This is a genomic window from Methylocystis silviterrae (assembly GCF_013350005.1).
GTDB lineage: Bacteria > Pseudomonadota > Alphaproteobacteria > Rhizobiales > Beijerinckiaceae > Methylocystis > Methylocystis silviterrae.
This window is the reverse complement of record NZ_JABVWW010000002.1, coordinates 39,321-65,893: the sequence shown is the minus strand read 5'-3', so window position 1 is coordinate 65,893 and position 26,573 is coordinate 39,321. Positions and strand designations below refer to the sequence as shown.

General features: G+C 63.2%; 23 protein-coding genes. 7 read left to right on the top strand and 16 right to left on the bottom strand.

From position 1 onward, the window contains the following. The first annotated feature begins 115 nt into the window (after nt 1-115). Nucleotides 116-2,476, top strand: coding sequence for an ATP-dependent helicase (locus tag HUN39_RS02170; RefSeq protein ID WP_175092879.1), 2,361 nt, complete (start codon nt 116-118; stop codon nt 2,474-2,476). A gap of 154 nt (nt 2,477-2,630) precedes the next feature. Continuing rightward, complete coding sequence (locus HUN39_RS02165) at nt 2,631-2,825, top strand: type II toxin-antitoxin system HicA family toxin (RefSeq protein WP_175092878.1); 195 nt, start codon at nt 2,631-2,633, stop codon at nt 2,823-2,825. A 1-nt stretch (nt 2,826) separates the two neighbouring features. Here the strand turns inward: HUN39_RS02165 and HUN39_RS02160 are convergent, their stop codons facing one another. After that, the gene (locus HUN39_RS02160; protein WP_175092877.1) at nt 2,827-3,123 is read right to left on the bottom strand and encodes a type II toxin-antitoxin system HicB family antitoxin; all 297 of its coding nucleotides are present in this window, start codon (nt 3,121-3,123) and stop codon (nt 2,827-2,829) included. A 493-nt stretch (nt 3,124-3,616) separates the two neighbouring features. On the opposite strand from HUN39_RS02160, the gene HUN39_RS02155 reads away from it, so the two are divergent. Continuing rightward, entirely contained in the window at nt 3,617-5,260 is a 1,644-nt protein-coding gene (locus HUN39_RS02155; RefSeq protein WP_175092876.1) for a L,D-transpeptidase family protein, read from the top strand. Here HUN39_RS02155 and HUN39_RS02150 read toward each other — a convergent pair. Beyond that, entirely contained in the window at nt 5,249-5,923 is a 675-nt protein-coding gene (locus tag HUN39_RS02150; protein WP_175092875.1) for a class I SAM-dependent methyltransferase, read from the bottom strand. The two genes, HUN39_RS02155 and HUN39_RS02150, sit on opposite strands and share 12 nt — an antisense overlap. Before the next feature lie 100 nt (nt 5,924-6,023). On the opposite strand from HUN39_RS02150, the gene HUN39_RS02145 reads away from it, so the two are divergent. Both HUN39_RS02145 and HUN39_RS02140 read left to right on the top strand, forming a co-directional pair. Continuing rightward, complete coding sequence (locus tag HUN39_RS02145) at nt 6,024-7,835, top strand: ABC-F family ATP-binding cassette domain-containing protein (RefSeq protein WP_175092874.1); 1,812 nt, start codon at nt 6,024-6,026, stop codon at nt 7,833-7,835. 178 nt (nt 7,836-8,013) lie between these two features. Continuing rightward, a complete protein-coding gene (locus tag HUN39_RS02140) occupies nt 8,014-8,475 on the top strand; it encodes a pseudoazurin (protein WP_175092873.1) in 462 nt (153 codons plus the stop codon). 111 nt (nt 8,476-8,586) lie between these two features. Here HUN39_RS02140 and HUN39_RS02135 read toward each other — a convergent pair whose 3' ends face one another. From HUN39_RS02135 to HUN39_RS02125, 3 genes are read right to left on the bottom strand one after another with little or no spacing between them, the layout of a single operon-like run. After that, nucleotides 8,587-9,906 carry an MFS transporter gene (locus tag HUN39_RS02135; protein ID WP_175092872.1) on the bottom strand — a complete coding sequence of 440 codons (1,320 nt, stop codon included), beginning with the start codon at nt 9,904-9,906 and terminating at the stop codon, nt 8,587-8,589. A 3-nt stretch (nt 9,907-9,909) separates the two neighbouring features. Then, the gene (locus HUN39_RS02130; RefSeq protein ID WP_175092871.1) at nt 9,910-10,617 is read right to left on the bottom strand and encodes a class I SAM-dependent methyltransferase; all 708 of its coding nucleotides are present in this window, start codon (nt 10,615-10,617) and stop codon (nt 9,910-9,912) included. Nucleotides 10,618-10,638: 21 nt separating this feature from the next. Further along, the gene (locus HUN39_RS02125; RefSeq protein WP_175092870.1) at nt 10,639-11,490 is read right to left on the bottom strand and encodes an NADPH-dependent oxidoreductase; all 852 of its coding nucleotides are present in this window, start codon (nt 11,488-11,490) and stop codon (nt 10,639-10,641) included. Nucleotides 11,491-11,580: 90 nt separating this feature from the next. On the opposite strand from HUN39_RS02125, the gene HUN39_RS02120 reads away from it, so the two are divergent. Together HUN39_RS02120 and HUN39_RS02115 are read left to right on the top strand one after the other, a co-directional pair. Next, complete coding sequence (locus tag HUN39_RS02120) at nt 11,581-11,883, top strand: BrnT family toxin (RefSeq protein WP_109025179.1); 303 nt, start codon at nt 11,581-11,583, stop codon at nt 11,881-11,883. Next, nucleotides 11,867-12,130 carry a BrnA antitoxin family protein gene (locus HUN39_RS02115; RefSeq protein WP_018405882.1) on the top strand — a complete coding sequence of 88 codons (264 nt, stop codon included), beginning with the start codon at nt 11,867-11,869 and terminating at the stop codon, nt 12,128-12,130. Before HUN39_RS02120 ends, HUN39_RS02115 begins: the two co-directional genes overlap by 17 nt. A 152-nt stretch (nt 12,131-12,282) precedes the next feature. Here HUN39_RS02115 and HUN39_RS02110 read toward each other — a convergent pair whose 3' ends face one another. The 11 genes from HUN39_RS02110 to HUN39_RS02060 all read right to left on the bottom strand — a co-directional run bounded on the left by HUN39_RS02110 (nt 12,283) and on the right by HUN39_RS02060 (nt 26,557). Beyond that, nucleotides 12,283-13,557: a glycerate kinase type-2 family protein gene (locus HUN39_RS02110; protein ID WP_175092869.1), complete on the bottom strand. Its 1,275-nt coding sequence runs from the start codon at nt 13,555-13,557 to the stop codon at nt 12,283-12,285. Nucleotides 13,558-13,687: 130 nt separating this feature from the next. Further along, complete coding sequence (locus HUN39_RS02105) at nt 13,688-14,335, bottom strand: DUF3142 domain-containing protein (protein WP_332310707.1); 648 nt, start codon at nt 14,333-14,335, stop codon at nt 13,688-13,690. A gap of 74 nt (nt 14,336-14,409) precedes the next feature. Continuing rightward, nucleotides 14,410-16,539: a hypothetical protein gene (locus tag HUN39_RS02100; protein WP_175092867.1), complete on the bottom strand. Its 2,130-nt coding sequence runs from the start codon at nt 16,537-16,539 to the stop codon at nt 14,410-14,412. 173 nt (nt 16,540-16,712) lie between these two features. Next, on the bottom strand, nt 16,713-17,684 hold the full coding sequence (locus tag HUN39_RS02095; RefSeq protein WP_175092866.1) for an HpcH/HpaI aldolase/citrate lyase family protein: 972 nt from the start codon (nt 17,682-17,684) through the stop codon (nt 16,713-16,715). A gap of 22 nt (nt 17,685-17,706) precedes the next feature. Next, nucleotides 17,707-20,460, bottom strand: coding sequence for a phosphoenolpyruvate carboxylase (locus HUN39_RS02090; RefSeq protein WP_175092865.1), 2,754 nt, complete (start codon nt 20,458-20,460; stop codon nt 17,707-17,709). Nucleotides 20,461-20,561: 101 nt separating this feature from the next. Further along, complete coding sequence (gene sucD / locus HUN39_RS02085; RefSeq protein ID WP_175092864.1) at nt 20,562-21,449, bottom strand: succinate--CoA ligase subunit alpha; 888 nt, start codon at nt 21,447-21,449, stop codon at nt 20,562-20,564. A gap of 17 nt (nt 21,450-21,466) precedes the next feature. Further along, nucleotides 21,467-22,639, bottom strand: a complete 1,173-nt coding sequence (locus HUN39_RS02080; RefSeq protein ID WP_018405889.1) for a malate--CoA ligase subunit beta — start codon at nt 22,637-22,639, stop codon at nt 21,467-21,469. A 34-nt stretch (nt 22,640-22,673) separates the two neighbouring features. Then, nucleotides 22,674-23,306, bottom strand: a complete 633-nt coding sequence (gene fchA, locus HUN39_RS02075) for a methenyltetrahydrofolate cyclohydrolase (RefSeq protein WP_175092863.1) — start codon at nt 23,304-23,306, stop codon at nt 22,674-22,676. 12 nt (nt 23,307-23,318) lie between these two features. Continuing rightward, the gene (locus HUN39_RS02070; protein WP_175092862.1) at nt 23,319-24,179 is read right to left on the bottom strand and encodes an NADP-dependent methylenetetrahydromethanopterin/methylenetetrahydrofolate dehydrogenase; all 861 of its coding nucleotides are present in this window, start codon (nt 24,177-24,179) and stop codon (nt 23,319-23,321) included. Between the two features lie 153 nt (nt 24,180-24,332). Next, a complete protein-coding gene (locus HUN39_RS02065) occupies nt 24,333-25,274 on the bottom strand; it encodes a D-2-hydroxyacid dehydrogenase (RefSeq protein WP_175092861.1) in 942 nt (313 codons plus the stop codon). Between the two features lie 89 nt (nt 25,275-25,363). Beyond that, a complete protein-coding gene (locus tag HUN39_RS02060) occupies nt 25,364-26,557 on the bottom strand; it encodes an aminotransferase class V-fold PLP-dependent enzyme (protein WP_175092860.1) in 1,194 nt (397 codons plus the stop codon). Nucleotides 26,558-26,573: the final 16 nt, after the last annotated feature.

Below are 26,573 nucleotides of genomic sequence, written 5' to 3'. Positions count from 1 at the left end.
TACGTTTCTCACCCCCCTTCTGCTCGCCTGCGGCGAGCGACCTCCCCCCAAGGGGGAGGTGAAAGCGCCGCAATCTCGTGATTCGCCTTCCGTTCTCCTATATGATCGAAGAATCATGAAGAGCCCTCCGCCCGAGATCGACGATTACGCGCCGCAGACGGGCGGGCTTGCCGCGCGCGCGGCGGCGAGCGCCGGACGGCCGCGCTATCTCGACGCGCTCAACCCCGAGCAGCGCGCCGCCGTCGAAACGCTCGACGGGCCGGTGCTCGTGCTCGCCGGCGCCGGCACCGGCAAGACGCGCGCGCTGACGACGCGCATCGGCCACATCCTCGCGCTCGGCAAGGCCCGCGCCTATGAAATCCTCGCCGTCACCTTCACCAACAAGGCGGCGCGCGAGATGCGCCAGCGCGTCGAGGCGCTCGTCGGCGAGGGCGCGCAGGCCATGCAATGGCTTGGCACCTTTCACGCGATCAGCGCCAAGATTCTGCGCCGCCACGCCGAACTCGTCGGGCTGAAGCCGAACTTCACCATTCTCGATGTCGACGATCAGATCCGCCTCTTGAAGCAGGTGCTGCGCGCGGAGAATATCGACGACAAGCGCTGGCCGGCGCGCGCGCTCGCGATGCGCATCGACGGCTGGAAGAACCGCGGTCTGACGCCGGCGCAGGTTCCCGCCGGCGACGCCGAAAGCTTCGCCAATGGCAAAGGCGCGGCGCTCTACGCGCTCTATCAGGAGCGGCTCAAGGTCTTGAACGCCGTCGACTTCGGCGATCTCTTGATGGAGAGCCTGCGGCTCTTTCGCGACAATCCGGATGTGCTCGCCGACTATCAGCGCCGCTTCAAATATATCCTGGTCGACGAATATCAGGACACGAATATCGCGCAATATTTGTGGCTGCGGCTGATCTCGCAGCGGGCGCCCGGGAAACAAAATCTCTGCTGCGTCGGCGACGACGATCAGAGCGTCTATGGCTGGCGCGGCGCCGAGGTCGAGAACATCCTGCGTTTCGAGCAGGACTTTCCCGGCGCGAAGGTCATTCGCCTCGAGCGCAATTACCGCTCGACAGGACATATTCTCGCCGCCGCCTCGCATCTCATCTCGCATAATGAAGGCCGGCTCGGCAAAACCCTGTTCACCGATGGCGGCGAGGGCGAAAAGCCGACGCTCACCGGCGTCTGGGACAGCCAGGAAGAAGCGCGCAGCATCGGCGAGGACATCGAGCAGTTGAGCCGCAAGGACCATTCGCTCGAAGAGATCGCCATTCTCGTGCGCGCGTCGTTTCAGATGCGCGAATTCGAAGAGCGCTTCGTCGAGATCGGCCTGCCCTATCGCGTCATCGGCGGGCCGCGCTTTTACGAGCGGCTCGAAATTCGCGACGCGCTCGCCTATCTGCGCTGCGTCGCGCAGCCGGCCGACGATCTCGCCTTCGAGCGCATCATCAATACGCCCAAACGCGGCCTCGGCGACGCGACGCTGCAGATGCTGCATGAATATGCGCGGCGCGAAGCCATTCCGCTGATGCAGGCGGCGCGCGTTCTTGTCGAAAGCGAGGAGCTGAAGCCAAAGCCGCGCGGCGCGCTGCGCGGCCTCATCGGCGATTTCGACCGCTGGCGCACGCTGATCGATTCAAAGCCGCAGCATGAGCTTGCCGAGCAGGTGCTCGATGAATCCGGCTACACCGAGATGTGGCGTTCGGACAAGACGCCCGAGGCCACCGGGCGGCTCGACAATTTGAAAGAGCTTGTCCGGGCGATGGAGGCCTTTCCCGACCTCGAATCCTTCCTCGAACATGTGTCGCTCGTCATGGAGGCCGACAGCGCCGTCGATCAAGAGCGCGTCTCGATCATGACGCTGCATGGCGCCAAGGGCCTCGAGTTCGAGACCGTCTATCTTCCCGGCTGGGAGGAAGGGCTGTTTCCGAGCCAACGCACGCTCGACGAACAGGGACGCGCCGGCCTCGAGGAAGAGCGCCGCCTCGCCTATGTCGGGCTGACGCGCGCCAAGCGCCGCGCCAAGATCTATTTCGCCAGCAACCGGCGCATTCACGGGCTGTGGCAGGCGACCGTGCCCTCACGCTTCATCGACAATCTGCCGACGGACAATGTCGAGGTGGTCGAGGCGCCGAGCGGCTCGCAATATGGCTCCTATGGCGTCTCGCGCTTCGCCAATCTCGACGTCTACGGCTCCGACTATTCGACGCCGGGATGGAAGCGCGCGCAGGCGACGCGGGGCGACGCCGGGCGCGGCGGCGCGGCGCGCGAGTCGCGCGGCGCACGCAGCAAGCAGCCTGTGACGATCGAGGGCGAAGTGATCGCGCGCTCAAGCGGCGGCTCGCACTTTTCAGTGGGCGCGCGGGTGTTTCACTTGAAGTTCGGGCCCGGCTCCGTGGCGGCGGTCGACGGCAACAAGCTCACGGTCGATTTCGACAAGGCCGGCAGGAAGATGGTGCTGGAGAGTTTCGTCGATGCGGGGTGAGCCTATCCCGCGTAACAGAATGAGAACATTACACGAACACAATGTAGCATAATGCGGAGTCGGTCGTAATCTCTGTGGACAAGCCGCGCGAGCTTGAAATTCAATTTCTCTGAGTGATATCTGGAAAGGCGCCCAACAAATGTGAAGGCGCCTCATGCTCACCAACAGTCGCGACATCATCCGCCGCCTCGAAAGCGAAGGGTGGCGGCTCGTGCGCTCCAAGGGCTCGCATCGTCAGTTCAAACATCCGACGAAATCCGGCCGGGTGACCGTGGCGCATCCCAAGAAAGACATGCCGCCAAAGACTGTGCTCAGCATTTATGAAAGCGCAGGCTGGCCGAAAGACTGATTCACTCAGCCGCTTGCCGCCTTCGTGCCCAGGGCGCTTCGACTGCAATCACGATTTCCGCATCGCCAAAACGCTCAGCCCATTTCGGGTCCGCCCGTAAGACTTCAAAATCGCGTGGCTCGGGAATCGGCAGGCCGTCTTCGCGCATCCCCTCCGCCCAAAGCTCCAGCGCCTCGGTGGCCATGATGAAAATGTCGTCGATGTCATCCGCGGCCGAGAAACATCCAGGCGCGTCGGGAAAGGTCATGCCGTAGGCGCTGTGTTCGTCCTTATGGACGATGACGATGTAGGGCTTCATTGGCGGCCTCTGGGGTCCATGACAATTCATAGCGCGTTCGAGTCCGGCCTGCCATCGCTCGGCGCCACTGTACGGGCTTCGAACTCGGCCTAATTTCAGCTCAGCTTTCAGCCGTCATGCCCGGCCTTGCGCCAGGCGTCCACGCCGGAACAGCGTGAAACGCATCGCGGGGAGACGGCATTCGGCTCATGCTCTCATAATTGCATCGTGTCGTCGCGTGGATGGCCGCGACAAGCGCGGCCATGACGCGGTGAGATGACGCCTCGCCAACCTGGCTTCGGAGCCCGGCGCCATTGTGGCGTCGCCGCCACAGTCCGGCTTTTTCGGGGGCTGAGCGGGGCGCGTCGCCGCGCGCCGATTCCCAAGCCTGACGCCGCGCGTTACTGTTCCGGCGAAGCAATGGAGGATTGCCGCGCGGCGGCGCTCCACCCATATCTTGACTGGAAAGGCGCCGCAGATCTCGCCGCGACGAGGTTTTGCGCGAGGGACAGCTATGACCGCTGGCGAAAAGGCCAAGCGACTTCTCCGCGCCGCGCTTGCGGCTGCGGCCATGTCGGCGTTCGCCGCTCCCGCGGTCGCGGCGCAGTATCCGCCGCGCCGCGCCGAACTGTTTGACCCGCCGCCGCTCGTCGCGCTCTTTGACGTCGAGCGCATTCCGACGCGCGCGCCGTTGGACAATCCGGACTTCGCCGTCGCGGACGCCGCGCCCGCCGCGGTTTTGCTCGACGTCGAGCTGCGCGCCGAGCCTAACAAGCCGGACCCGCTCGACCTTGCCTGGAGCCTTCAGCCCGAAGAGAAGCGCGATCTCGCCTTGGCGCTCGACGCCTGGGCGTCGTCCGGCGATGCAGCTCTCGGGCCGGAGCGCCGTCGGCTGCGCGCGGCGCTGGCGGCCGCCTACGCCGCTCGAGATCTCGCGCCGTTCTGGATCGAGAATGGAGAATGGCGCGCCTCGGCCCGGGCCGCGCTCGCGCGCCTCGCGCTCGCCGCCGATGACGGACTCGATCTTCGCGCCTATGCAGCGCCGGACGCGGAAAAGGCGGCGCCCACGGCGGCGGACGAACTCGCTCTGTCGGAGGCGATCGCCGCCTATGCGCTGCAGGCGCGCGGCGCCCGGATCGAACCTGAACGCATCTCGCGACTCGTCGGGGCGAAAACGACCCTCCCCGATCCGGCGCTGGCCGTGGCAGAAGTCGCCGGCGCGGGCGCAACCGCCGGCGACGCGCTGCAGGCCTATAATCCCACGCATTATGGCTATCAGCAGCTGCGCGAAAAACTCATCGAGCTGAGAACGCAGCGCGCCAGCGCGCCGGCCTCTGACGGACTTTACGCCGCAGCCACTGGGAACGTCACCCAGAGCGACGTCCTGCCGCCTGCAAGCAAGTCCAAGCGGCGCCGCGCCGCCGGGCTCGCCAAAGCTTCGACCTTGCGGATCGAAGCCGAAATCATCGCCAATATGGAGCGGTGGCGCTGGCTGCCACGGGACCTTGGCGAAGAGCGGGTCGAGGTGAACATCCCCGATTTCGAACTCGCCGTCGTGCGTAATGGCGAGGTGACGCATCGCACGCGAATCATCGTCGGCAAGGAGCAGACGCCCACGCCGATCTTCTCCAACGCGCTGCAATACATCATCGTCAATCCCTATTGGAACGTGCCGCCGTCGATCCTGAACAAGGAGATGCTGCCGAAGGCCAATGGCGATGTCGCCGCCATCGCGGCCAGCGGCTTCAACGTGTCCTATCGCGGCGGCAAGCTCGTGGTGCGTCAGCCGCCCGGCGAGCGCAACGCGCTTGGTCGCATCAAATTCATGTTCCCGAACGATTTCTCGGTCTATTTGCACGATACGCCGTCGCGCAACCTTTTCGCGGCGTCGCATCGCGCCTTCAGCCATGGCTGCATGCGCGTCGACGCGCCTTTCGCGTTCGCCCAAGCCGTGCTCGGCCCCGGCAGCGGCTGGTCGGAGAGCCGCGTACGCCGGCTGATCGGCGGCTCGGAGCGCTACATCAACTTGGCGAAGCCGCTGCCGATCCACATCGAATATTTCACCGCCTATGTCGACGAAGGCGGGCGAATCGTGCTGCGCCCCGATCTCTATGGCTATTCGGCGCGGGTGCGGAAGGCTTTGGGGCTAGGCGCCTGAACCTTTCACTCTCGCCGAAAACAGCGCGGCGCAGCCGACCGTTTCGATGCTGACCGCGCTGAAGCGCTTTTCGAGTTCGCGCGTCAGCGTCTCCAAATCGTCCTGCGTATTCGAGAATACGCCCTTGGAATTATAGAACGCCACCAGCCTCTGCCCCGCGAAGCCGCGCGCGACCCCGCCCTGCAGCAGCGTCGAACCGAACACGACGGCGCCAGGGTTCATCAAGGGCGACAGACAATCGAACGCGCGCGCCTTCGTCGCCATGTCGCCCGGCAGACAATGAAGAAGATAATTCATGCCGAGCGAGTCGAATTTCGCGCCGTCAAAATCGATCGTCTCCAACACATTGCGCACATAGATCTCGGGCCGGTAGCGCGCGATGCGTCGCGCCGCATATTGCAGCGCGTCGCGGTTTAGATCCATCAGCGCGACGCGCGGCGCCGGAGTCGGAAAGCGGCAGCGATCGAGAAAATAGCCGGTGCCGACGCCGACATCGAGATGATTGCCGCTTATGTGTTGATCGTAATGGGCGAGCAGCCGCGGCGTCGGACATTTCCAGATCCAGCGATTGGACAGGCCGAGCACCAGCACATCGTAAATCGCGAGCATGTTCGGCGTGTAGACCGCCTGTCCGGCGTGAATTTGCTCGGTGGTGATCGGCATCGCTCTCGCTCCGGAACTATCGGCGGCTTCGGGGGTGACAACCGGCCCGCCTGCGTGGAAGAAGCTTATCTCATGTTCATAAGACGCTGCTAAGCTTCCAATGGCCCCTCCGCCCCTCCTCGCCCTCCAGGGCGTCATGCTCACGCTCGGCGGGAAGCCGCTGCTGGAAGGCGCCGATTTCGCCGTCGCGACAGGCGCCCGGCTGTGCGTCGTCGGCCGCAACGGCTCGGGCAAATCGACGCTGCTCAAGATCGCGGCCGGCGAAATCGAACCGGACGGCGGCGTGCGCTTCCTGCAACCCGGCGCGTCGCTGCGCTATCTGCCGCAGGAGCCGGATTTTTCGGGCTTCGCCACGGCGCTCGCCTATGTCGAAGCTGGCCTCGGGCCGCTCGACGATCCTCACGTCGCCAGGACGTTGCTCAACGATCTGGGGCTCGAGGGGGACGAAAACCCTGCGCGCCTCTCGGGCGGCGAAGCGCGGCGTGCGGCGCTCGCCCGCGTTCTCGCGCCCGAGCCCGACATTTTGCTGCTCGACGAGCCAACGAACCACCTCGATCTGCCGACGATCCTGTGGCTCGAAGAAAGGCTCGCGGCGTTGCGGTCGGCGCTCGTGCTCATCAGCCATGACCGCCGCTTTCTTCAGGATCTGACCCGGGAAACGCTTTGGATCGACCGCGGCCGCACGCGGCATCTGGCGCGCGGCTTCAAGGAATTCGAGGCCTGGCGCGACCGCGAATTGGAGGAAGAGGAAAAGCAGCAGCACAAGTTGGAGCGCAAGATCGTCGCCGAAGAACATTGGCTGCGCCACGGCGTTTCGGGGCGGCGCAAGCGCAATATGAAGCGGCTCGGGGGCCTGCATCATCTGCGCGCGGAGCGCCGCGATCGCGTCATGCCGACCGGCGACGTGAAACTCGAAGCCAGCGAAGCGCAGCTGTCCGGCAAGCTGGTCATCGAGGCGATCAAGATCGGCAAGTCCTACGGCGAACGCGTCATCGTCGAGAATTTCACGACGCGCATTCTGCGGGGCGATCGCATCGGAATCATCGGCGCGAACGGCGCCGGCAAGACGACGCTCGTCAATTTACTGACCGGCGCGCTCGCGCCCGACAGCGGCAAGGTGCGATTAGGCGCCAATCTCGAAATGGCGACTCTCGAGCAAAGCCGCGCGAGTCTCGATCCGGGAACCACCTTGCAGGACGCGCTGACCGGCGGCGGCTCCGACACGATCGAAATCAATGGCGAACGGCGTCACGTCATCGGCTACATGAAGGATTTCCTGTTCAAGCCGGAACAGGCGCGCACGCCCATCGGCAGGCTTTCAGGCGGCGAGCGCGGACGCCTAATGCTTGCGCGGGCGCTGGCGAAGCCGTCGAATCTCCTCGCGCTCGACGAACCAACCAATGACCTCGATCTCGAAACGCTCGATCTCTTAGAGGAAATGCTCGCCGATTATCCCGGCACGCTCATCGTCGTCAGCCATGATCGCGATTTTCTCGATCGCGTCGCGACCAGCGTTTTGATGAGCGATGCCGACGGCCGCTGGATTGAATATGCCGGCGGCTATAGCGACATGGTCGCGCAACGCGGCAAGGGCGTGGAGACGCGGGGCGCGATCGCCTCAGCGCGGGAGACGAAAGAAAAGCCCGCGCCGCGCGAGAAGGCGGCGATACGGCAGAAGCTCTCCTTCAAGGAACAGCATGCGCTCGCGACCCTGCCCGGCAAGATCGACGCGTGGCGGGAAAAATGCGCGAAATTGCAGAGTCTACTCGATGACCCGGAGCTTTATGCGCGCGATCCGGCCAAATTCGCCAAGGCGAGCGAAGCATTCGCCGCTCTTCAAGCTGACATCGCTGAGGCCGAAGATGAGTGGCTTGCGCTCGAAATCAAGCGCGAGGAAGAGCGGTCAAATTAGAAGACTTCTGCTCTACAGCAGTCGGCACAATGGAAGTCTTCCACGCGAAGTTCTGCCGCTCGTTATTGATGATCGAAATTAGCATAGCTAGATGTCTGGCTCTCTTCCAAGAGAAGCGCCGCTGTAGGGAAACTTGCATTGGCGCGTCAACTAATAATAGTTCCAGGGAGAAAGCTTCGTGACACGCGCATATCTTACTCTTGGCCGCCCTTTCGGCGCGACCGCTTTGGCTCTTGCAATCCTCATCGGATGGTCGCGCCCTTCGATGGCGGGCGAAACCGTCGAGATCAAAATGCTCAACAAGGGCGCGGACCGTTACATGGTGTTCGAGCCGGAGGTCGTGCGGATCAACCCGGGCGACACGATTAAATTCGTCGCGGCCGATAAGGGGCATAACGCCGTCACGATAAAGGAGTTGCTCCCTTCGGGCGCGGAGCCATTCCGCGGCAAGATCAATGAGGAATTGGCGATCACGCTGTCTACGCCGGGCGTCTATGGCTTCCGTTGCGATCCGCACTACACGCTGGGAATGGTCGGCGTCGTCATCGTTGGAGAGCCGACCAATCTCGACGCCGCCAAGCAGGCGAAGCTGCCCGGCAAGGCGGGCGAGGTCATGACGAAACTTCTGGGGAGCCTCTGAGTCTTCGCGTCTAAATGCGGCGTTGGCGAACGCCCAGTCAGTCGCAACGAGAGTGGCTTTCGCCGCGGCGAAAGCCACTCTCCGGCGCCGAGAAATGGCCGCAGCGAGACATCAGGCGCGAAGAAATCGAAGGCTGACCCTGCCGATGCGGAGAATCAGCAAAGCCGCAATCAGCGGCCCCAGGGCGAGCGCGAGCAGCGCGTCAGAAAATTCGCCCGTCGCGCCTTTGACGAGACCGACGAGGTAGGGCCCGGCAAGCCCAGAGATATTGCCGATCGAGTTGATCACCGCGACGCCGACCACGGCGTCGCCCGTTCCGAGCGCCAGCGTCGTGAAGCTCCAGAACGTCGGCAGCGCCGCGATCGCGCCGACAGCGGCGACGGACAGCGCGATCATCGACAGCAACGGCGTCGGCGCGTAGGCGGCGCAGGCCAATCCCATGGCGCCGACGACGCCGGCGAGCGCCGTGTGGCCGACGGTCTCACGCCGTCGGTCGGAGCTGCGGCTCCAGGCCCACATCGCGAGAGCGGCGCAAATATAGGGAATGGACGCCAGCAAACTCGTGGCGATGACGCCGAATCCGAAGGCTTTGATGATCTGCGGGAGCCAGAAGCTCAAGCCGTAGAGCGCAATGACGATCCCGAAATAGGCGACGCCGAGAATGAGAATGCGCACATCCTTGAGCGCGCGCCAATGGTCGCCATGATCCCGCCCGGCCTCACGCTCGAGCACGGCGCGCAACGACGCCTTTTCACCAGACGTGAGCCATTTCGCCGACTGAGGTCCGTCAGGCAGATAGAAAAAACAGACGACCCCGAGAATGATCGACGGCAACGCCTCCATCAGGAACAGCCAGCGCCAGCCGCTGATCCCGCCGACGCCGTTCAGCGAGGCGAGGATGAATCCCGAGATCGGCGATCCGATCGCACTGGCGAGAGGAACCGCAATCAGGAAGCTGGCGAGAACGCGCGCGCGCTGGGCGGCGGGGATCCAATAGGTGAGATAGAGAATGACGCCCGGCGCGAAACCGGCTTCCATCACGCCGAGCAGCAGACGCAGAGCGACGAAGCTCGCCTCGCTCCAGATGAAGGCGGTGAGCGCGGAAACAAGGCCCCAACTCACCATGATGCGCGCGATCCACAGGCGCGCGCCGACGCGGTGCATGATGTAGTTGCTCGGCGCTTCGAACAGGCAATAGCCGATAAAGAAGACGCCGGCGGCCCAGCCGAAGAATTCCGGCGTGAAGCCAAGTTCGGCATTCATTGTCAGGGCGGCGAAGCCGATGTTCACGCGGTCGAGATAGGCGACGATAAAAGCTGTGACGAGAAAGGGGACCAGTCGTCGCGCCACTTTCGCGACGACGCGATCGGCGTCGAGAGCCTCGCGCGCCACGCCCGGCTTTGGCGCGGCTGCGACGGCCGCATCCGACATAAGTTAAGCCCGCTCAAAGCGCATAAGATGGTGCCAGCGATGCGGAACATCGCCCGGCAAGCGCGTGAGACCCGCCGCGCGCGCTTGTTGCTCCAGAAGCGACAATGGCTCCGGATAGTCGCTTGTCGAGACATGATCGAAAATCGCGACTTTTTCAGCCCGCGAAAGGCCGGTCCAATCCTTCTCGATCCAGGCGAAATAATGCCTCAGATAGTCATCGCGCGTTTCGTCTTCCTCGCGCATCGTGTCGACCAGCAACAGCAGGCCGCCGGGCGCGAGCGCCCGCGACGCGCGGCGGAAGAATTCCGCTTTGTCCTCGGTCGACAGGTGATGCAGAACGAAACTGCTGTGGAGGACATCATAGGAAACGCCGTCGGAAAGAGCCGACAGCATGTCGCTATGCGCGAGTTGCACGGGACACGGCAGAGATTTCAAATTATCGGCTGCGAGCGCGAGCGCGGTTTCCGAAAGGTCGATCCCCTTGTAGCTCGACGGCGGGATACGGCGTAGTATCGGCGCAAAGACATGCGCATCGCCACAACCGAGATCGAGCAGAGAGAAGGCTCGCCCTCCGAAGCGCTCGCGCAAGGCGCGCTCGACCTCTTCGCCGAGCGCCGCGTGAAACATGAAATCTTTGATGACGACCTTCTCATAGGTGTCCCAGAGATCGAAAATCTCGCCTGAGTATGCGCTCTTTACATCGGCGTCCATGAGCCAGCCTTTTTTGTCGATTCACTTAAGAGCGAAGCCCAATGCGTTGAGGGCTTCGCGAATGCGGTCGCGACCGCTCAACGCCTCCGGACCGCGCACGCGCGACAGCGCCTGACGAATCCACCCCTGATCCGGCAGGCCCTGCTCCTTCTGGAATTCCTTGAACTTTTCGTCGAGCGTTTCGATCGCCTCGCGCTGCGCCTCGCCCCATTCATATTGCTCGTGATGAAGCACCGCCGCCTGACCGAGGCGAGGCTTAACGGCGGCGTTGGCGGCCGGATCGGGAACGCCGACGACCATGCCGAAGACGGCGAAGACGTTCGGCGGCAAGTTCAATTCCTTGGCGACCTCTTCCGGCTTATTGCGCATCGCGCCGATATAGCAGCAGCCCAGGCCGATCGATTCAAGCGCGGAGACCGCGTTCTGCGCGGCGAGCGCGGCGTCGACTGCGCCGGTCAGGAACAGTTCGAAATAAGACAATCCGGCCGCATCGCGACCCTTGTCGCGCCCGATATTCTCAAGCCGCGCGAGATCGCAGAGCCAGACGAGAAACAGCGGAGCGCTATGGATATGTTTTTGCCCTCCGGCAAGATCGGCGAGACGAGTCTTGCGCGCCTCGTCCTGCACCGCGACGACGCTCCAGACTTGCAGATTTGACGAAGTCGACGCCGACTGCGCGGCCGCGACGATGATCTCCAGCGCGCCCTCGGGCAGCGGCTCGGGCAGGAAATTCCGATGCGAACGATGCGCCAGAATGAGATCGAGCGTGTCGTTCCACTGCTTGGGCTTTGGCGAATCGTCGCGGCGATAGCGTTCAAACATCGCCGCCGCGCCGCGCGGATCGAATGGTTGCGGGCTCAAAGGCTTGTTCATGGCGCTTCCTTTAGGCGTGTTGCTCTGCTGGCGCAACATTTCGCCCTTTCGCTTTGTTGACTCTGTTGTATATTATGGAAATATACACAAATGGTCAATTTCGAGCATGTCGCCGGTTTCGAGTGGGATCACGGTAACGCGCGCAAAAGCGTCGAAAAGCACGACGTGAGCCAAGCGGAGGCTGAGCAGATTTTTGCCAATGATCCGCTGATCGTGACGGACGACTTGGCTCACAACAAGAGCGAGCCACGCTATCACGCACTCGGTCGAACGGACGCATCTCGATTGCTGCATGTCACATTCACACTGCGCTCAAACGGGACGCGCATTCGAGTTATCTCCGCCCGCGACATGAGTCGCAAGGAACGACAACGCTATGAGCAAGACGACTAAGACTCCTCCGCCGACTTTCGCAACCGAAGCAGACGAACGTGCTTATTGGGAAAGTCACGACTCCGCGGAACATGTCGACTGGAGCAAGGCGAAGCGCGTTCGAATGCCGAATCTCAAACCTTCAACGACCTCGATTTCTCTGCGGCTTCCGGTCAGTCTGCTCGAGCAGATCAAGATCGCGGCCAATAAACGCGACGTGCCCTATCAGTCGCTCATAAAAATCTGGCTCGCGGAAAAGGTCCGCTGAACGACAAAAAGTCGGCAGAGCTACGCTTGGCGCGCGTCATTCCCGGCAGGCCGAAGGCCTGACCGGGAATCCAGAGCGTTGTTCGATATGTTTGTTGTGACTCTGGAGCTCCGATCGCGCACGTCGGGAATGACATTCGGCCAGATGCGTATTTACACCCGCTTCGGCACCAGGATCGCGCGGAAGTCATTGACGTTGGTGCGCGTCGGCTTGGTTACGATGAGATCGCCGAGCTTTTCGAATGCGCTATAGGCGTCATTGTTGGCGAAATGCGCCTTCAGATCGACGCCGGCCTTTTTCGCGCGCTCGAATGAATCCGCCGTCATGATCGCGCCGGCGTTGTCTTCGCTGCCGTCGATGCCGTCGGTGTCGCAAGCGATCGCCGATACGCCGCCGAAGCCTTCGAGCGCGAGAGTCAATCCGAGCAAGAACTCCGCGTCACGTCCGCCCCGTCCCTTGCCGCGCACGGTGACGGTCGTCTCGCCGCCCGAGATGATGGCGACGGGCGGTTCGAACGGCTGACCATGGAGGGCGATCTGCTTCGCGATGCCGGCGTGCACGAGCGCCACGTCGCGCGACTCGCCCTCGAGGTCGCCGAGAATGCAGGGCGTGAACCCCGCCGACTTCGCTACAGCCGCGGCCGCGTCGAGCGAACCTTGCGGCGTGGCGATGAGAATGTTCTGCACTTTTTCAAAGATGGCGTCGCCGGGCTTGGGCGTTTCGCATCCGGGGTCTTGTAGATGCGTGAGCACCGCCGCCGGCGCGTCGATCTTATATTTGGCGATGACGGCGAGCGCATCTTCGCGCGTCGTCGGATCTGGAACCGTGGGACCGGAGGCGATCACCGAAAGATCGTCGTTCGGCACGTCGGAGATCATCAACGCCACGACCTGCGCCGGCGCCGCGGCGCGCGCGAGACGTCCACCCTTGATGGCGGAGAGATGCTTGCGCACGCAATTCATCTCGGAGATGTTCGCGCCGCTCTTCAACAGCGCCTTGTTCACCGCCTGCTTTTCCTCAAGCGTGACGCCCTCGGCCGGCAGCGCCATCAGCGCCGAGCCGCCGCCGGAAATCAGCGCGAGAACGAGATCGTCTTGCGAAAGCCCCTGCACTTTCTGCAAAATGCGCTTCGCCGCCTCGCGTCCCGCCGCGTCAGGCACCGGATGCGAGGCTTCGATCACCTCGATGTGTTTTGTCGGCGCGCCATGCTCGTAGCGCGTGACGACGAGCCCTTCGAGCGGGCCTTGCCAATGCGCCTCCACCGCGGCCGCCATGGAGGCCGCCGCCTTGCCCGCGCCGACGACGATGGTGCGGCCCTTCGGAGGCGCGATTTTCGTGAGATATGGCGGCAGGCAGACCGCTGGCGACGCAGCGCCGACGGCGGCGTCAAACATGGCGCGAAGGAGGGTGCGGAAATCGTCGGACATCGCGCATTTTACCTTGTTCTTTTGGCAATTCGAACGGTTAGCGCCGCGGAGCTGCGACAACCGTCGGCGCTGTCTTTTCAGCATCTCAAGCGCCCGTCAACCGGGCGCGGAGTCGCGCGCCGCGACTCGCTCATTGCGATGGATTACGCAAAAACACGACATAGCCGCGAAAATAGGGGTGACGCGCCAGTGTTTCCGGCGGCGACCAGACGGCGCCCTCCGCGAGGCCGAGCCGAAAAGGCGTATGGACACGCCCGACGCGCGCCAGGTAATCGTCGATATGGTCAACCGTGGCGCGGCCGCGATAGGTCTGAAACACGACCTCGTCGACGCTCCGCCCCAGTCTGTCAATGTCTTCCGGCGTGGCCTGAGAGGCCCAGTCCATCAGGCCGCTAACGCCAAGCGCGCAATCCGCCGGCAACGTCCGACGTAGCTCTGCAAGGAAGGCTGCGTATGTGGTCAGGCCGCGCGTTGCGGCGTCAAAGTCGATCTGAACGCCGATGACCTTGTCCGACTTGGCGCGCCACTCGGCAAGCCGACGCTTGACCGCCGCAAAAATCGCGGGCGTCCAGTCGATGCTGCGCACGCGATAGACCAGCCATAATGCTTGCGTATGAGGGCTCGGCTCGGTGGCGCCCTGCGCCTTTACACGCATCTCGCCCGAATCATCGGGTCCGATTTCAGCCTGAAGCAGATAGATGGTCTTGGCGGAAGCGAGTTCGGGACGCGCGCGCACGCCCGCCCATAGCCAATAGGCGTCGTAATCCGCCGCGCGCACAATCGTATCGGCCGCCGCTGTCCAAACTAGGCCAACAGCGAGAAGACACGCGGCGGCAATACACCGCGACATCCTCACCAGTAAAATCTCAGGCTTTTCGCCCATGTTGTCGCGCCATATTGCGCCTTGAGCTGGTCATACCAGGCTTTGCGCTGCGCCTTCTCGACGTCCTTGCCGCCGCAAGTGTTGTTGTTCGCCGGCGCGTAGCAATTGATCGCGCGGTAGAGCGCATAAGCCCGGTCGCGCGCAGGCGTCGCCGGCGAGCCGATGAGCTTCTTATAGACCTCGCCACGCGCATAGGGTTCGCCGGGAAAAATGGATTTGCCGCCGCCAAGTTCGTCGGGCGCCGGCCTGGACGCCTCGAAGCCGTCGAGACTGTTCACGCGGATAAAGTCGCCAAAGCACAACATGGCGTGCGGGTCCTGAGGATTGGCGGCGAGTTCGCCGACAATCGACTTGAGGTCTGGACAAGCGTAGCCCTTGTCGGCGCCGCCGCTCCATAGCAGGACGCTGGATTGGTAATTGGGATATTGCCCGGGTCGTGCGGTGTCGGCGTCGTCCTTCGCCAGTCCCTCCGCAGAATAATCCCGAAGGAATCCCGCATATTGGCCGTGCGTCGCCTCTTTGAGGAGAAGCACGAAGCGCGCAAGCTTGCGTTCCTCAGCCGAGGCCGGGTCCGCGACGGCCATCCGCAGCAGGATCGGACCTGCAATATATCGCAGCAGCATCGCGCGAATCCGCGGCGACGACAGTTGCGTGTCCTTCAAGAAGACTTTGTTCACCTCTCCGGAGCGCTCCCAGCTTAGCGCGAGGCCGAGTTCGACCGCCTCTTTCTGCCAGGGCTGCGTGGCGAGCGGCAGCAGGCGCGTCCAGTGGTCGATCGCCGCCGCATACCGCCCCGCCGCCATCAGCGACTGGCCGCGAAGAACTTCGCGGCTGAAACCCAGATAGGGCGGCGACAACGGCCCGGGCGTCGGATCCCCCAACAGCTTCAATGCCGTCGCATGGTCGCCGTCGACATAGTAGGCGCGCGCCGCTTTCAGAAAGGCGAACAGCGCCTCATGGCCCGCGAAGTCTCGCGCCTGCGCGTCGAGATCGGCCGCGGAGAACTTCTTCTGCGACGCATCCGCAGGCCGCATCATCGTCAAATCGTCGATCGCAAGAAGATTTGCGTCATGGACGTCTTTTGAGTCGAGACCGAGTTTCGAGTCGATTTCAGCGGCGAGATCTGAACTGCGGAGATTGGCGCCCGGGTCGCGCGCATGCGTCAGCTGCCACGCATACTCAGTCGCGGCCTGCGACCGGTCGCCAGCGAGCCAATAGACGCGACGCAACAGGCCGCGCGCCGACGCCGCGTAACGGCCGTGCGGATAGTCGACGAGATAGGATTTGAATTCGGATTCCGCCGCTTTCAGCGATTGGCGATCCGACACTTTTGGCTCGGGCGCGCCGTCCAGTTCGGCGAACGCGCCGACTGACGCCTTGTTCAGAAGCGTGCGGGCAATCATGTAGCGTGCGCTCTCGCGCAGCCACACATTCTGCGCTTTCGCGAGGCTGCGAAAAGCGTTGAGCGCAGCGTCGAATTCGCCGTGATAAAAAGATTCTGCGCCGGCAAGATAAGCGGCGAATTCGCGCGCGGCCGCCGATGCGTCGGCGCTCGCGACATAAGCCTTCGAGGCGCTAGGCGCCGCATCCTTTCCTTGGCAAGCGGTCGTCATCTCCTTGCGTGAACGGATCAGCGCAGCGCGCTCAGCTTCGCTAAGCGCCTTTTCGGCCTGCACAGCCTGAATAAAGGCGTCCTCGCCGCTCTGAGCCGAGACGCATCGCGTGCCTTCGTCAAAGAAGTCGCTCGGCGTCGTCGTCACGTCTTTGACGGGCCGGCCCGCATAATCGCAAGAGTTTCGCGCGAAGGCGTCGTCAAAAGCGTCACGCGCGAAAAGCACGAAATAGTCGGGATAGATGTCGAGCTTCACCTCGTCTTTTCGCGCGTCGACGGGCCAAGGCCGCGCGTCCATCATCAGGAACTGGGCGTTGACGCGGCTGTCATTGCCGGGACTGAGGAACGGCAAATTGTCGCGATTGGAAAAGTCCTTGTGATCCAGCTTCCATCCGGCGCGGCCGAGACCGTCGCCGGCGCAGGCGAACGCCTGGCTCGCGGAACACAGCAGCATGAGAGAGGCGAGACTCGAAAAAAGCTGGCGCATGGCGGTTCCCTGAACGTGGCCGGCAAGCTGCGTCAGACTGCTTCCTACCGGATCGGCGGGCGCGCGTCTGTTGAAAATAATCAAGAGGAATTTTGACGCTTCAAAAATAGGGCGAGGGTGGCGCCATGCCTTCCTCGCCCTTTATAGGCCCCGCTCTTTGGGAGCGCTGCGGCTTACGCCGCCATGGCGTTGGCCTTTTCGATCAGCGCCTCGGCCATGCGGATCGAGGCGATGTCGATCAGGCGGCCGTCGAGAGAGACGGCGCCCTTGCCTTCCTTGGCGGCCTGGCTCATCGCGTCGAGAATGCGGCGCGCCTTCGTGACCTCGGCGTCGGACGGCGTGAAGACCTGATTGGCGAGTTCGATCTGCGAGGGATGGATCGCCCACTTGCCCTCATAGCCGAGCACCGCGGCGCGCTTGGCGGCGGCGATATATCCGTCCGGATCGCCGAAGTCGCCGAAGGGGCCGTCGATCGGACGCAGGCCGTAGGCCCGGCACGCGACCATCATGCGCGTCTGCGCCGCATGCCACTGATCGGCCCAGTAATATTCGCGATTGCCGCTCGCGTCCTTGTCGGTCAGCACGCCGTAATCCGGATTGACGCCGCCGATGACGGTGGTGCGGGCGCGGGTCGACGCCGCATAGTCGGCGACGCCGAAGGACATGGCCTCAAGGCGCTTTGAAGACTGCGCGATGGCCTCGACATTGGCCATGCCGAGCGCGGTCTCGATCAGGATTTCGATGCCGATCTTCTTGGTGCGCTTCTTGTACTGCTCGATCTGCGTGATCATCATGTCGATCGCGTAGACGTCGGCCGGAACCCCGACCTTCGGGATCAGCACGATGTCGAGGCGCGGGCAATTCTCGAGAACATCGACGACGTCGCGATAGCAGTATTGCGTATCGAGACCGTTGATGCGCAGCGTCATCACCTTCTTGCCCCAGTCGATGTCGTTGAGGCCTTGGATGATGTTCTTGCGCGCCTGTTCCTTGTCGTCGGGCGCGACGGCGTCCTCGAGATCCAAGAAGATCTGATCGGCCTTTGACTGCGCGGCCTTTTCGAACATGCCCGGCGCGGAGCCCGGCACGGCGAGTTCCGAGCGATGCAGACGCGGCGTGGCCTGCTCGATTAAAGTAAAGCTCATATTTTTTCCCCTTCCTGTTGAATTAGCCTGTGGCCCCGAGGCCGGCCGCGACGCAGCTGATCGAGAGCAGCAAAGGCACTTTGACGGCCTCTTTCTCCGCTTCGTCCTTTGCCTCGCGAAACCGGCGAAGCAGCGCCACCTGCTCGCGATTGACCTCGTTGATGGTCTGCAGGCGATGCGAAAGCCTCGCCTGATATTCCTTGAAGCGCTCCGCCAGTTCGACGCCGCCGGTGACGCGCAGCGCCATCTCGCGCGTCAATGCAAATTCCTCTTCGATGGCCTTGAAGATTTTATTTCGCACGGCTTCGTCAGCGACAAGACCCGCATACTGTTTGGCGATCGAGAGATCGACGAGCGCGAGCGTCTTTTCGACCTCATCGATGATGAGCCGGAACATGCGCGAATCTTCGAACATCCGTCGCAAAAGCTCGAAACCGCGGTCGCCGCGCACGTCAACGAAATTCTTCAGACCGCTTCCGACGCCGTACCAGCCGGTGATCGAATGGCGGTTCTGCGCCCAGGCGAAGACCCAGGGGATCGCACGCAAATCCGCCAGGCTTTTGGCGCCGAAGCGCCGCGCCGGCCGCGACCCGATGTTGAGCAGCGAAATCTCTTCAAGCGGGCTTGCGGCCTGGAAATAAGTAACAAGGTCGGGATCGCCGATGAATTTGGCGTATGCGGCGAAAGAGGCGCCGGAAATCTCCTCGAGCGCCTCGTCAAACTCCGCGTGCGGCGCCAACGCCTCCTCGCGTTCGGACTTCAGCGCATGCTGGAACACAGAGGACGCCAAAAGCTCCATCTGATAGGCCGCCGTTCCGCGATTGGCGTATTTGAACGAGACGACCTCGCCCTGTTCAGTGACGCGGAAGCGGCCGCGGATAGAGCCCGCCGGCTGCGCCGCGATGGCGTGGCCAGTCGGCGCGCCGCCGCGCGACACCGAGCCGCCGCGCCCATGGAAGAAGGCGATGGCGACGCCCTGCTCCCGTCCGACCTGGCTGAGGCGGGCCTGCGCCTTGAACAGCTCCCAATTCGACGACAGAAAGCCGCCGTCCTTGTTGGAGTCAGAATAGCCGATCATCACCTCTTGCAGATTGCCCTGCCAGCGCGTCGAGCGGCGCACCACTGGAACCTGCAGAAGGTCGCGCATGATCGCCGGCGCGGCGCGCAGATCGCCGATCGTCTCGAAGAGCGGCACGATCGGCAGCGTGAGGATCTCGACGCCGGGTTCGTCGAGAAACAGCCCCGCCTCCTTGGCGAGCAGATACACGCCGAGCACGTCGACCGCCGAGCGCGTCATCGACAAAATGAATCCGCCGAAGGCTTCGCGGTCGAGCTGTACGCGCATCTCGGCGACCACCTCGAACATTTCGATGACGTCGCGCGTATCGGCGGAAAGCGTGTCGCGCGGGATAGGCGTCTGACGCGGCTTTGCAAGCTCGGCGAGCAGCCATTGGCGCCATTCGGGAGCATCGAGGTCGGGCGGCGTCTCGCCGCCGGTCTTCAGGCGCCACAGCTCCTCGAGCGCCTGCGTCGTGCGCGTCGTGTTCTGGCGGATGTCGAGGCGCACCGTGCTGAAGCGGAAGGTTTCCACCGCGCGGCGCAGCGGACGCACGAGATCGGTCGCGAGCGCGTCGCTCTTGGCTTCATTGAGCGCCTTTTCGAGCGCCAGCAGGTCGGCGATGAGTTCGTCGGCGCTCGCATAGCGCGGACCTGTCGTCGGCTCGGCGTTCACGGCGCGCAGCGTCTGGTCGAGCTTGCGCAGAATCGTCATCACGAATTGCCGGTAAGGTTCGTTTTGATTGCGCGCTTCGATCGCTGCGCCGTCCGGCAGCGCGGCGAGGCGTTCAGCCAGCTCCTCGCGGAAAGACTGAGGAATATCGGCGGCGCGCTGGCTGATCGACAGCATGCGCGCAAGATCGACGAAGCGCGTTCGATAATAATTCAAGCTCGCCGCGGCGTTTTCGCGCATGGTCCGGCGGGTGACGTCGTTCGTCACGAACGGATTGCCGTCGCGGTCGCCGCCGATCCAGGACCCAAACTGGAAGAAAGGCGCAACCTCGAATGTCTCGCTGGGATAGTGGCGTCGCAGCGCGCGTTCGCAGGATGACAGAAGCTCCGGCGCGAGATCGAAAATGCTCTCGTGAAAGAAGTGCTGACCCCAGGCGACTTCCTGATCGACCGTGGGCTTTTCGAGATGCAATTCGCCCGTGAGCCACAGAAGTTCGATCTGATCATAGATCGACTTCACCAGCGCCTCGCGCTCGCGGTCCGTCCAGCGGGTCGATTCGAGTTCGCGCATCAGCAGATAGATGCGGCGATACTTTTCGAGGATCGAGACGCGCTTCGCCTCCGTCGGATGGGCGGTGATCACGGGTCGGATGCGCAGCGTCTGCAATTGCGCGCGTATTTCGTCTGGCGCGACGCCTGAGGCCGCGGCGCTCGACAAGACGTAATCGAACGTGCCGAGCAGCTTGTCGTGGCCCTTTTCGCGCTCGATCCGGCGGCGCCGGCGCATGGCGTAGGCCTGCTCCGCGATGGAGACGAGTTGAAACAGGATGCCCTGCGCCTGAAGCGCGCGCGCCATCTGGCGCGGCTCCAGACCTGCGCCTGCCTTTGAGTCGCGCACGACGGCCTCGATCTCCGGCGTGTGACGGCGAATCACGGTGAGCAATTGCTCGCGCAGGAAGTCGGAAGCTTCGGTGACCGAACGAGTCGCGTAAGCAGACGGCAAGCCGGTCGAAGACAGGCTCTTCAATGTCTGGGTCTCGGCGGTCATCAAAACTCCTTAGGCGCTCACGACGCCGCGCAGGATGAACGGCTTCGCGAAATACGGCCCGGCGGCGGCGCGCTAAGGCGCCGACGCCAATGCTGCATTCCTCAGGCGCTCTGCAATACCTTGGCGACGGTCGATCCGAATTCCGCCGGGCTCGGCGCGACGGTCAGCCCGTAGGACTTCATGATCTCGGTTTTTTCCGCGGCGCTGTCGCCCGTCGCCGAAATGATCGCCCCGGCGTGGCCCATGCGGCGGCCCTTGGGCGCCGTGAGGCCGGCGACGAAGCCGATCACCGGCTTGGAGAAATTCTCCTTGATCCAGGCGGAGGCTTCGGCCTCCTGCGGACCACCGATCTCGCCGATGATCAGCACGGCCTCGGTCTCCGGGTCCTTGTCGAACAGCACCAGATGGTCGAGGAACGACGAGCCGTTGATCGGATCGCCGCCGATGCCGACCGAGGTCGATATGCCGAGGCCGAGCGACTTCAGCTGCGACGCCGCTTCATAGCCGAGCGTGCCGGAGCGCGAGATCAGCCCCACCGGGCCCTGCTTGTAAATGTGGCCAGGCATGATGCCGAGCATCGCCTTGCCCGGCGAAATGATGCCGGCGCAGTTCGGTCCGACCAACATCGGCCGGCGATCCTTGGGAAAACGCAGGAAGTAGCGCTTCACGCGCATCATGTCCTGCGCCGGAATGCCGTCGGTGATCGAGCAGATCAAGCGCACGCCGGAGTCGGCGGCCTCCATGATCGCGTCGGCGCAAAAGGCTGGCGCGACGAAGGTGATCGACGCCTGCGCGCCGGTTTCGCGCACCGCTTCGCGGACCGTGTTGAACACCGGCACGCCGTGGTGAGTCTTGCCGCCCTTTCCGGGCGTGACGCCGGCGACGACATTGCTGCCGTAGTCGATCATCTCCTTGGTGTGGAAACTGCCCTTGTCGCCGGTGATGCCCTGGACCAGGATCGGCGTCTTTTCGTCAATGAGAATGCTCATGTGTCGTTCTCCGGCGCTTACTTGGCGCCCTGATAGGCGGCGACAGCCTTCTCGGCGGCTTCGGCCAGCGTGTCGGCCTGGATGATCGGAATGCCGCTTTCGGCGATGATCTTCTTGCCCGCTTCGACATTGGTGCCGGCGAGGCGCACGACGAGCGGAACGCCCTCGATCTTTTCGGCGCGCACCGCGTCAACGACGCCCTGCGCGACCCAGTCGCAACGATTGATGCCGGCAAAGATGTTGACGAGCACGACCTTCACGCGTCGATCCGACAGAACGAGACGGAACGCGGTCGCGACGCGCTCTGGCGAAGCGCCGCCGCCGACGTCGAGGAAGTTCGCCGGATTGCCGCCCGCGTGCTTGATCATGTCCATCGTCGCCATGGCGAGTCCGGCGCCATTGACGATGCAGCCGATCTCGCCGTCGAGGCCGATGTAATTCAGGCTGTGCTCCGACGCCTGCGCCTCGCGCGGATCGCTCTGCGAGGGATCGTTCATGTCGACGATGTTGTGACGGCGGAACAGCGCATTGTCGTCGAAGGACATCTTCGCGTCGAGCGCCAGCACCTTGTCGTCCTTGGTGACGACCAGCGGATTGATCTCGAGCATGGTCGCGTCATTGTCGCGGAAGGCGCGATAGGCGCCCATGATCGTCTTCACCGCGCGCGAGACCTGTTTGATATTGAGGCCGAGCTGAAAGGCGAGTTCGCGCGCCTGAAACTGCTGCAGGCCGACGGCGGGCTCGACGATGACCTGGAGCAGTTCGTCGGGGGTGTTCTTGGCGATCTCTTCGATATCCATGCCGCCATGCTTCGAAGCGATGACGCGCACGCGCTCCAATTTGCGGTCGAGAACATAGCCGAGATAAATCTCGCGCTCGAAAGGATCGGCGACCTCGACATAAACGCGCTGCACCGGCTTGCCTTCCGGCCCGGTCTGCGACGTGACGAGCCGTTTGCCGAGCAGATCGCGCGCCGCCTGCTGCACTTCGTGATAGGTGCGGCAGAGCTTGACGCCGCCAGCCTTACCGCGCGCGCCGGCGTGAATTTGCGCCTTGACGACCCAATGCGAGCCGCCGAGTTCAGTAGCGGCGTAGACCGCCTGATCCGGGCTGAAAGCGACCGTGCCGGGCGGAACTTCGACGCCGTGGCTCGCCAGTATTTCCTTGGCCTGATACTCGTGGACGTCCATTTCAGTCCTCTCCTCGCAATGCGGCGCGGCTTCCTCAGCCGCCTATTTTGGCTTTGACCGTCTCATAGACCGCTTCCGTCTCGGCCGCGGCCTTGGCGAGCAGCGCATTGACTTCGGCAAGCTGCTGCTCGGCGAAGTCGCGATCCTTGATCGCCTTGGCGTTGATGAAGACATTGAGGGCGCAGCTACGCAGTCCGGCATTGGCGGCGAGCACCGCGACTCCGGCGTCGCTGATGACGTTGAGGTTGCCCTTGTCGGCGGCCTCTTTCGACAGGCTGATGACGTCATAGCAGATTTTGCACGTCTTCAGCGGCGCCAGCGTCGCTTCTTTCAGCGCCGACTGAATCGTCTCCGAGCGCTTCGCCTTCTCCTCATCCGTGCCGCGCGGCAAGCCGTAGGCGCCCATCAGCGTGTTGAAGGCGACGACGTCTTCATCGACGCCCGCGGTCAGCTCGGCGCGCAGCTTTTCAGCCTTGGCGAGAGTGAGCTGCAGATCGGCTGAAACGGCTTCGTAATTCTTTTTGCCGATGGTGAGATTGCACACCATCGAAACGAGCGCCGCGCCCATGGCGCCCGAAAGCGCCGCCGCGCCGCCGCCGCCGGGAGTCGGCGCATCGCTGGCGAGTTCGTCGAGGAATTTTCCAATCGTATCGGTCTTGGCGCTCATATCTTTCCTCGGTCAGGCGAGCTCTTTGGCTTGCGCATAAATATTTTCGCAGTCGAACACTTGGTCGGCGGCGTCAAACAGCTTGCCGACGCATTCGCGATGCAATTTGAGCTTGAGCCCGCCCAGTCCCAGCGCGCCGATGACGATCTTGCCGTGACGCTCCTTGGCCTTGTCGGTCGCCTCGACGCCGCCGACGCCGAGCGGCGGCTGCGCGTTGCAGTCGGCGATGAGTTCGATCGTCGGATCGTTCTGCCAATCCTGCTCGTCGAGCAGCGGGACGCCGATGGCGCCTGCCGCGAAGACGATCTGAGCGCCTTTGACGGCCTGGGCGCGCGCTGCGTTATCCGACGCTTCGATCACCCCGGGCGTGAAGCCGAAGCGCTCCTGAATGGCTTTCGCCGCGGCCTCGGCGCGCGACTTTTGACGCGAGGTGATTGTCACTTCCGCGCCCTCGATGTTCAGCATCGCCGCGGCGCGCATGCCGACCGGGCCGGTGCCGGCGAGCACGACGGCTTTCTTGCCCTTGAGCGAACTTGCCTTGGCGAGCAGCGCCACGCCGGCTGCGGCGGTCGTGTTCGAGCCGTTCGAATCGAGCATCGCCGACACGCGGAAATTCGAGAAGAAACGCTTCTTCACCGCTTTGAACACGGCTTCGCCGGCCGTCATGTCGCCGCCGCCGACGAAGATCGCCGTATTTTGTTTTTCCTTCGGACCGCGCGTGTAAATGCAGCCGTCGACCAGCGCGCCGACGTTTTCGGGCGTCACGCCGCCATAGCCGATGATGCGGTCGGCGCCGCCGTCATAGCCGACCACCGTGTCGAAAACGCTCGGAACCGGATCGGTGTCGAAAAGGAAAAGCAGTTTTTTGGTCATTGGATGTCCTCAGGCCACGTCATGGCCGGGCTTGTTCCGGCCATCCACGCCGGAACGGTGCAAAACATTTTTCAATCGCTCCTGAGAGGCGCCGCGTGGATGCCCGCGACAAGCGCGGGCATGACGGCTGAGGGAGCGAAGCATCGGCTTTCCTTACGCCGCTACGACGTTGCGCGGGCTGCCGGCGACAAAGGCGTCGATATTGTCGACGAGCTGGTCGGCCAGCACCTGCATCGCCTCTTTCGAGGCCCAGGCGACATGCGGCGTGATGATGAGATTGGGAATCGTCGGATCGAGCAGGATGTTGCCGTTCTTGGGCGGCTCGACCGTCAGCACGTCGAAGCCGGCGCCCGCGATCACGCCTTTGCGGAGCGCGTCGGCGAGCGCCGCCTCGTCGACGATGCCGCCGCGCGCCGTATTGATGATGCAGGCGGACTTCTTCATCGACGCGAACTCCTTCGCGCCGATCATGTTCTTGGTCTCTGGCGTGAGCGGCAGGTTGAGCGTGATGACGTCCGCCTCGCGCAGGATCGTCGGGATGTCGACCTTGTTCGGCACGTCCGTGACGTCATTGATCAGCACTTTCATGCCGAGCGCGGTGGCCCGCTTTTCGATTTCCTTGCCGAGAGCGCCATAGCCGATAATGCCGAGCGTCGAGCCGGCGATGTCATAGATCGGATAGTCGAAGTAGCAGAATTGATTGGCTTCGCCCCAGCGCCCCTGCCGAACGGAATTATAATAGTTCACCAAATTGCGACGCAGCGCGAACAGCAGCGCGAACACATGTTCGGGCAGCGTGTTGAACGCATAGTTGCGAATGTTGGAGACGACGATCCCGTTGCCGCTCGTATAGGCCTTGTCGATGACGTCCGTGCCGGTCGCGGCGACGGCGATGAGCTTGAGGCCAGGAAGCTGCTTCAACGTCGCTTCGCGCAGCGGCACCTTATTGGTGATGCAGATCGTCGCGCCCTTCAGGCGTTCAACGATCTGGTCGGGCGCCGTCTGGGCGTATTCCGTGTATTCGTGAGGAAAATTTGGCTTGCGCACATTGGCGTCGAGCGTTTCCCGATCGAGAAAGACGATTTTGTGCGACATGTCCTGGTTTCCCCTCTTTCTCAATTCTTTTTTTGGCAGTCGTTCATCGGGCTCCGGCGGTCGAAACGCTCCGACCGCCGGTTGCCGATTTACATCTTGAGCATCGGATTGGCGCGGTAGACCGCCTGCGCCGCCGCGACGCCGGAGCCGGGCGTCAACTTGATGCCATGGTCGAGCATCGCCATTTCTGCGCCTGCGATGGCGCCAAGCAGCATCAGCTCGTTCAAGTCGCCGAGATGGCCGATGCGGAACACCTTGCCCGCGACTTCCGAGAGGCCGGCGCCGAGCGCGAGGTTGTAGCGCTTGTAGGCGGTCTCGATGACTTTGGCGGCGTCATAGCCTTCCGGCACCACAATGGCGGTGACGGTGTCGGAATTCCACTTCGGCTCCTTCGCGCAGCACTTGAGGCCCCAGGCCGCGACCGCGGCGCGACAGCCCTCGGCGAGGTGGTGGTGGCGCTTGTAGACCTGATCGAGGCCTTCCTCGAACAGAATCGAGAGCGATTCCTTGAGGCCATAGAGCAGCGGCACGGAGGGCGTATAAGGGAAATAGCCGTTCGCGTTCTGGGCGATCATGTCCTGGAATTCAAAGTAAGCGCGGCGACCCTTGTTGGTCTTGCCCATTTCGATCGCTTTCGGGCTCGCCGCCATCAGCAACAGGCCGGCAGGCAGCATGAAGCCCTTCTGCGAGCCGGAGACGATCACGTCGACTCCCCATTCGTCCATCTTAAATTCAAGCGAGGCGACGGAGGAGACGCCGTCGACGAAGAGCATCGCCGGATGCTTGGCGTTGTCCATCGCCTTGCGCACCGCGGCGATGTCCGAGGTCACGCCGGTCGCCGTCTCATTATGCGTAGCGAGAACGGCCTTGATCTCATGATTCTTGTCGGCCTTCAGCGTCTCTTCAATCAGCTCCGGATCATTGCCGGTGCCCCACTCGCGCTCCTGCACGACGACGTCCAGGCCCTGGCGCTTGCACAGATCAATCCACAGGTGGGAGAACTGGCCGAAGCGCTGCGCCAGAACCTTGTCGCCGGGCGACAGCGTGTTGGTGATCGCGGCTTCCCAGCCGCCGGTGCCGGACGCCGGGAAAATGAAGGCGTGGCCCTTTTCCGTGCCGAAGACCTTCTTCAGGCCGGGGAAGAGCGGCTTGACCAGGTCAGGGAACGTCGGCGAGCGATGGTCTTCGGACGCGACCGACATGGCGCGCACGATGCGGTCGGGCAGATTGGTCGGGCCCGGCACAAACAGGAAGTTCCTGCCGGGAATTCTGGAATTCAACATTCTCAAGCTCCTTTCG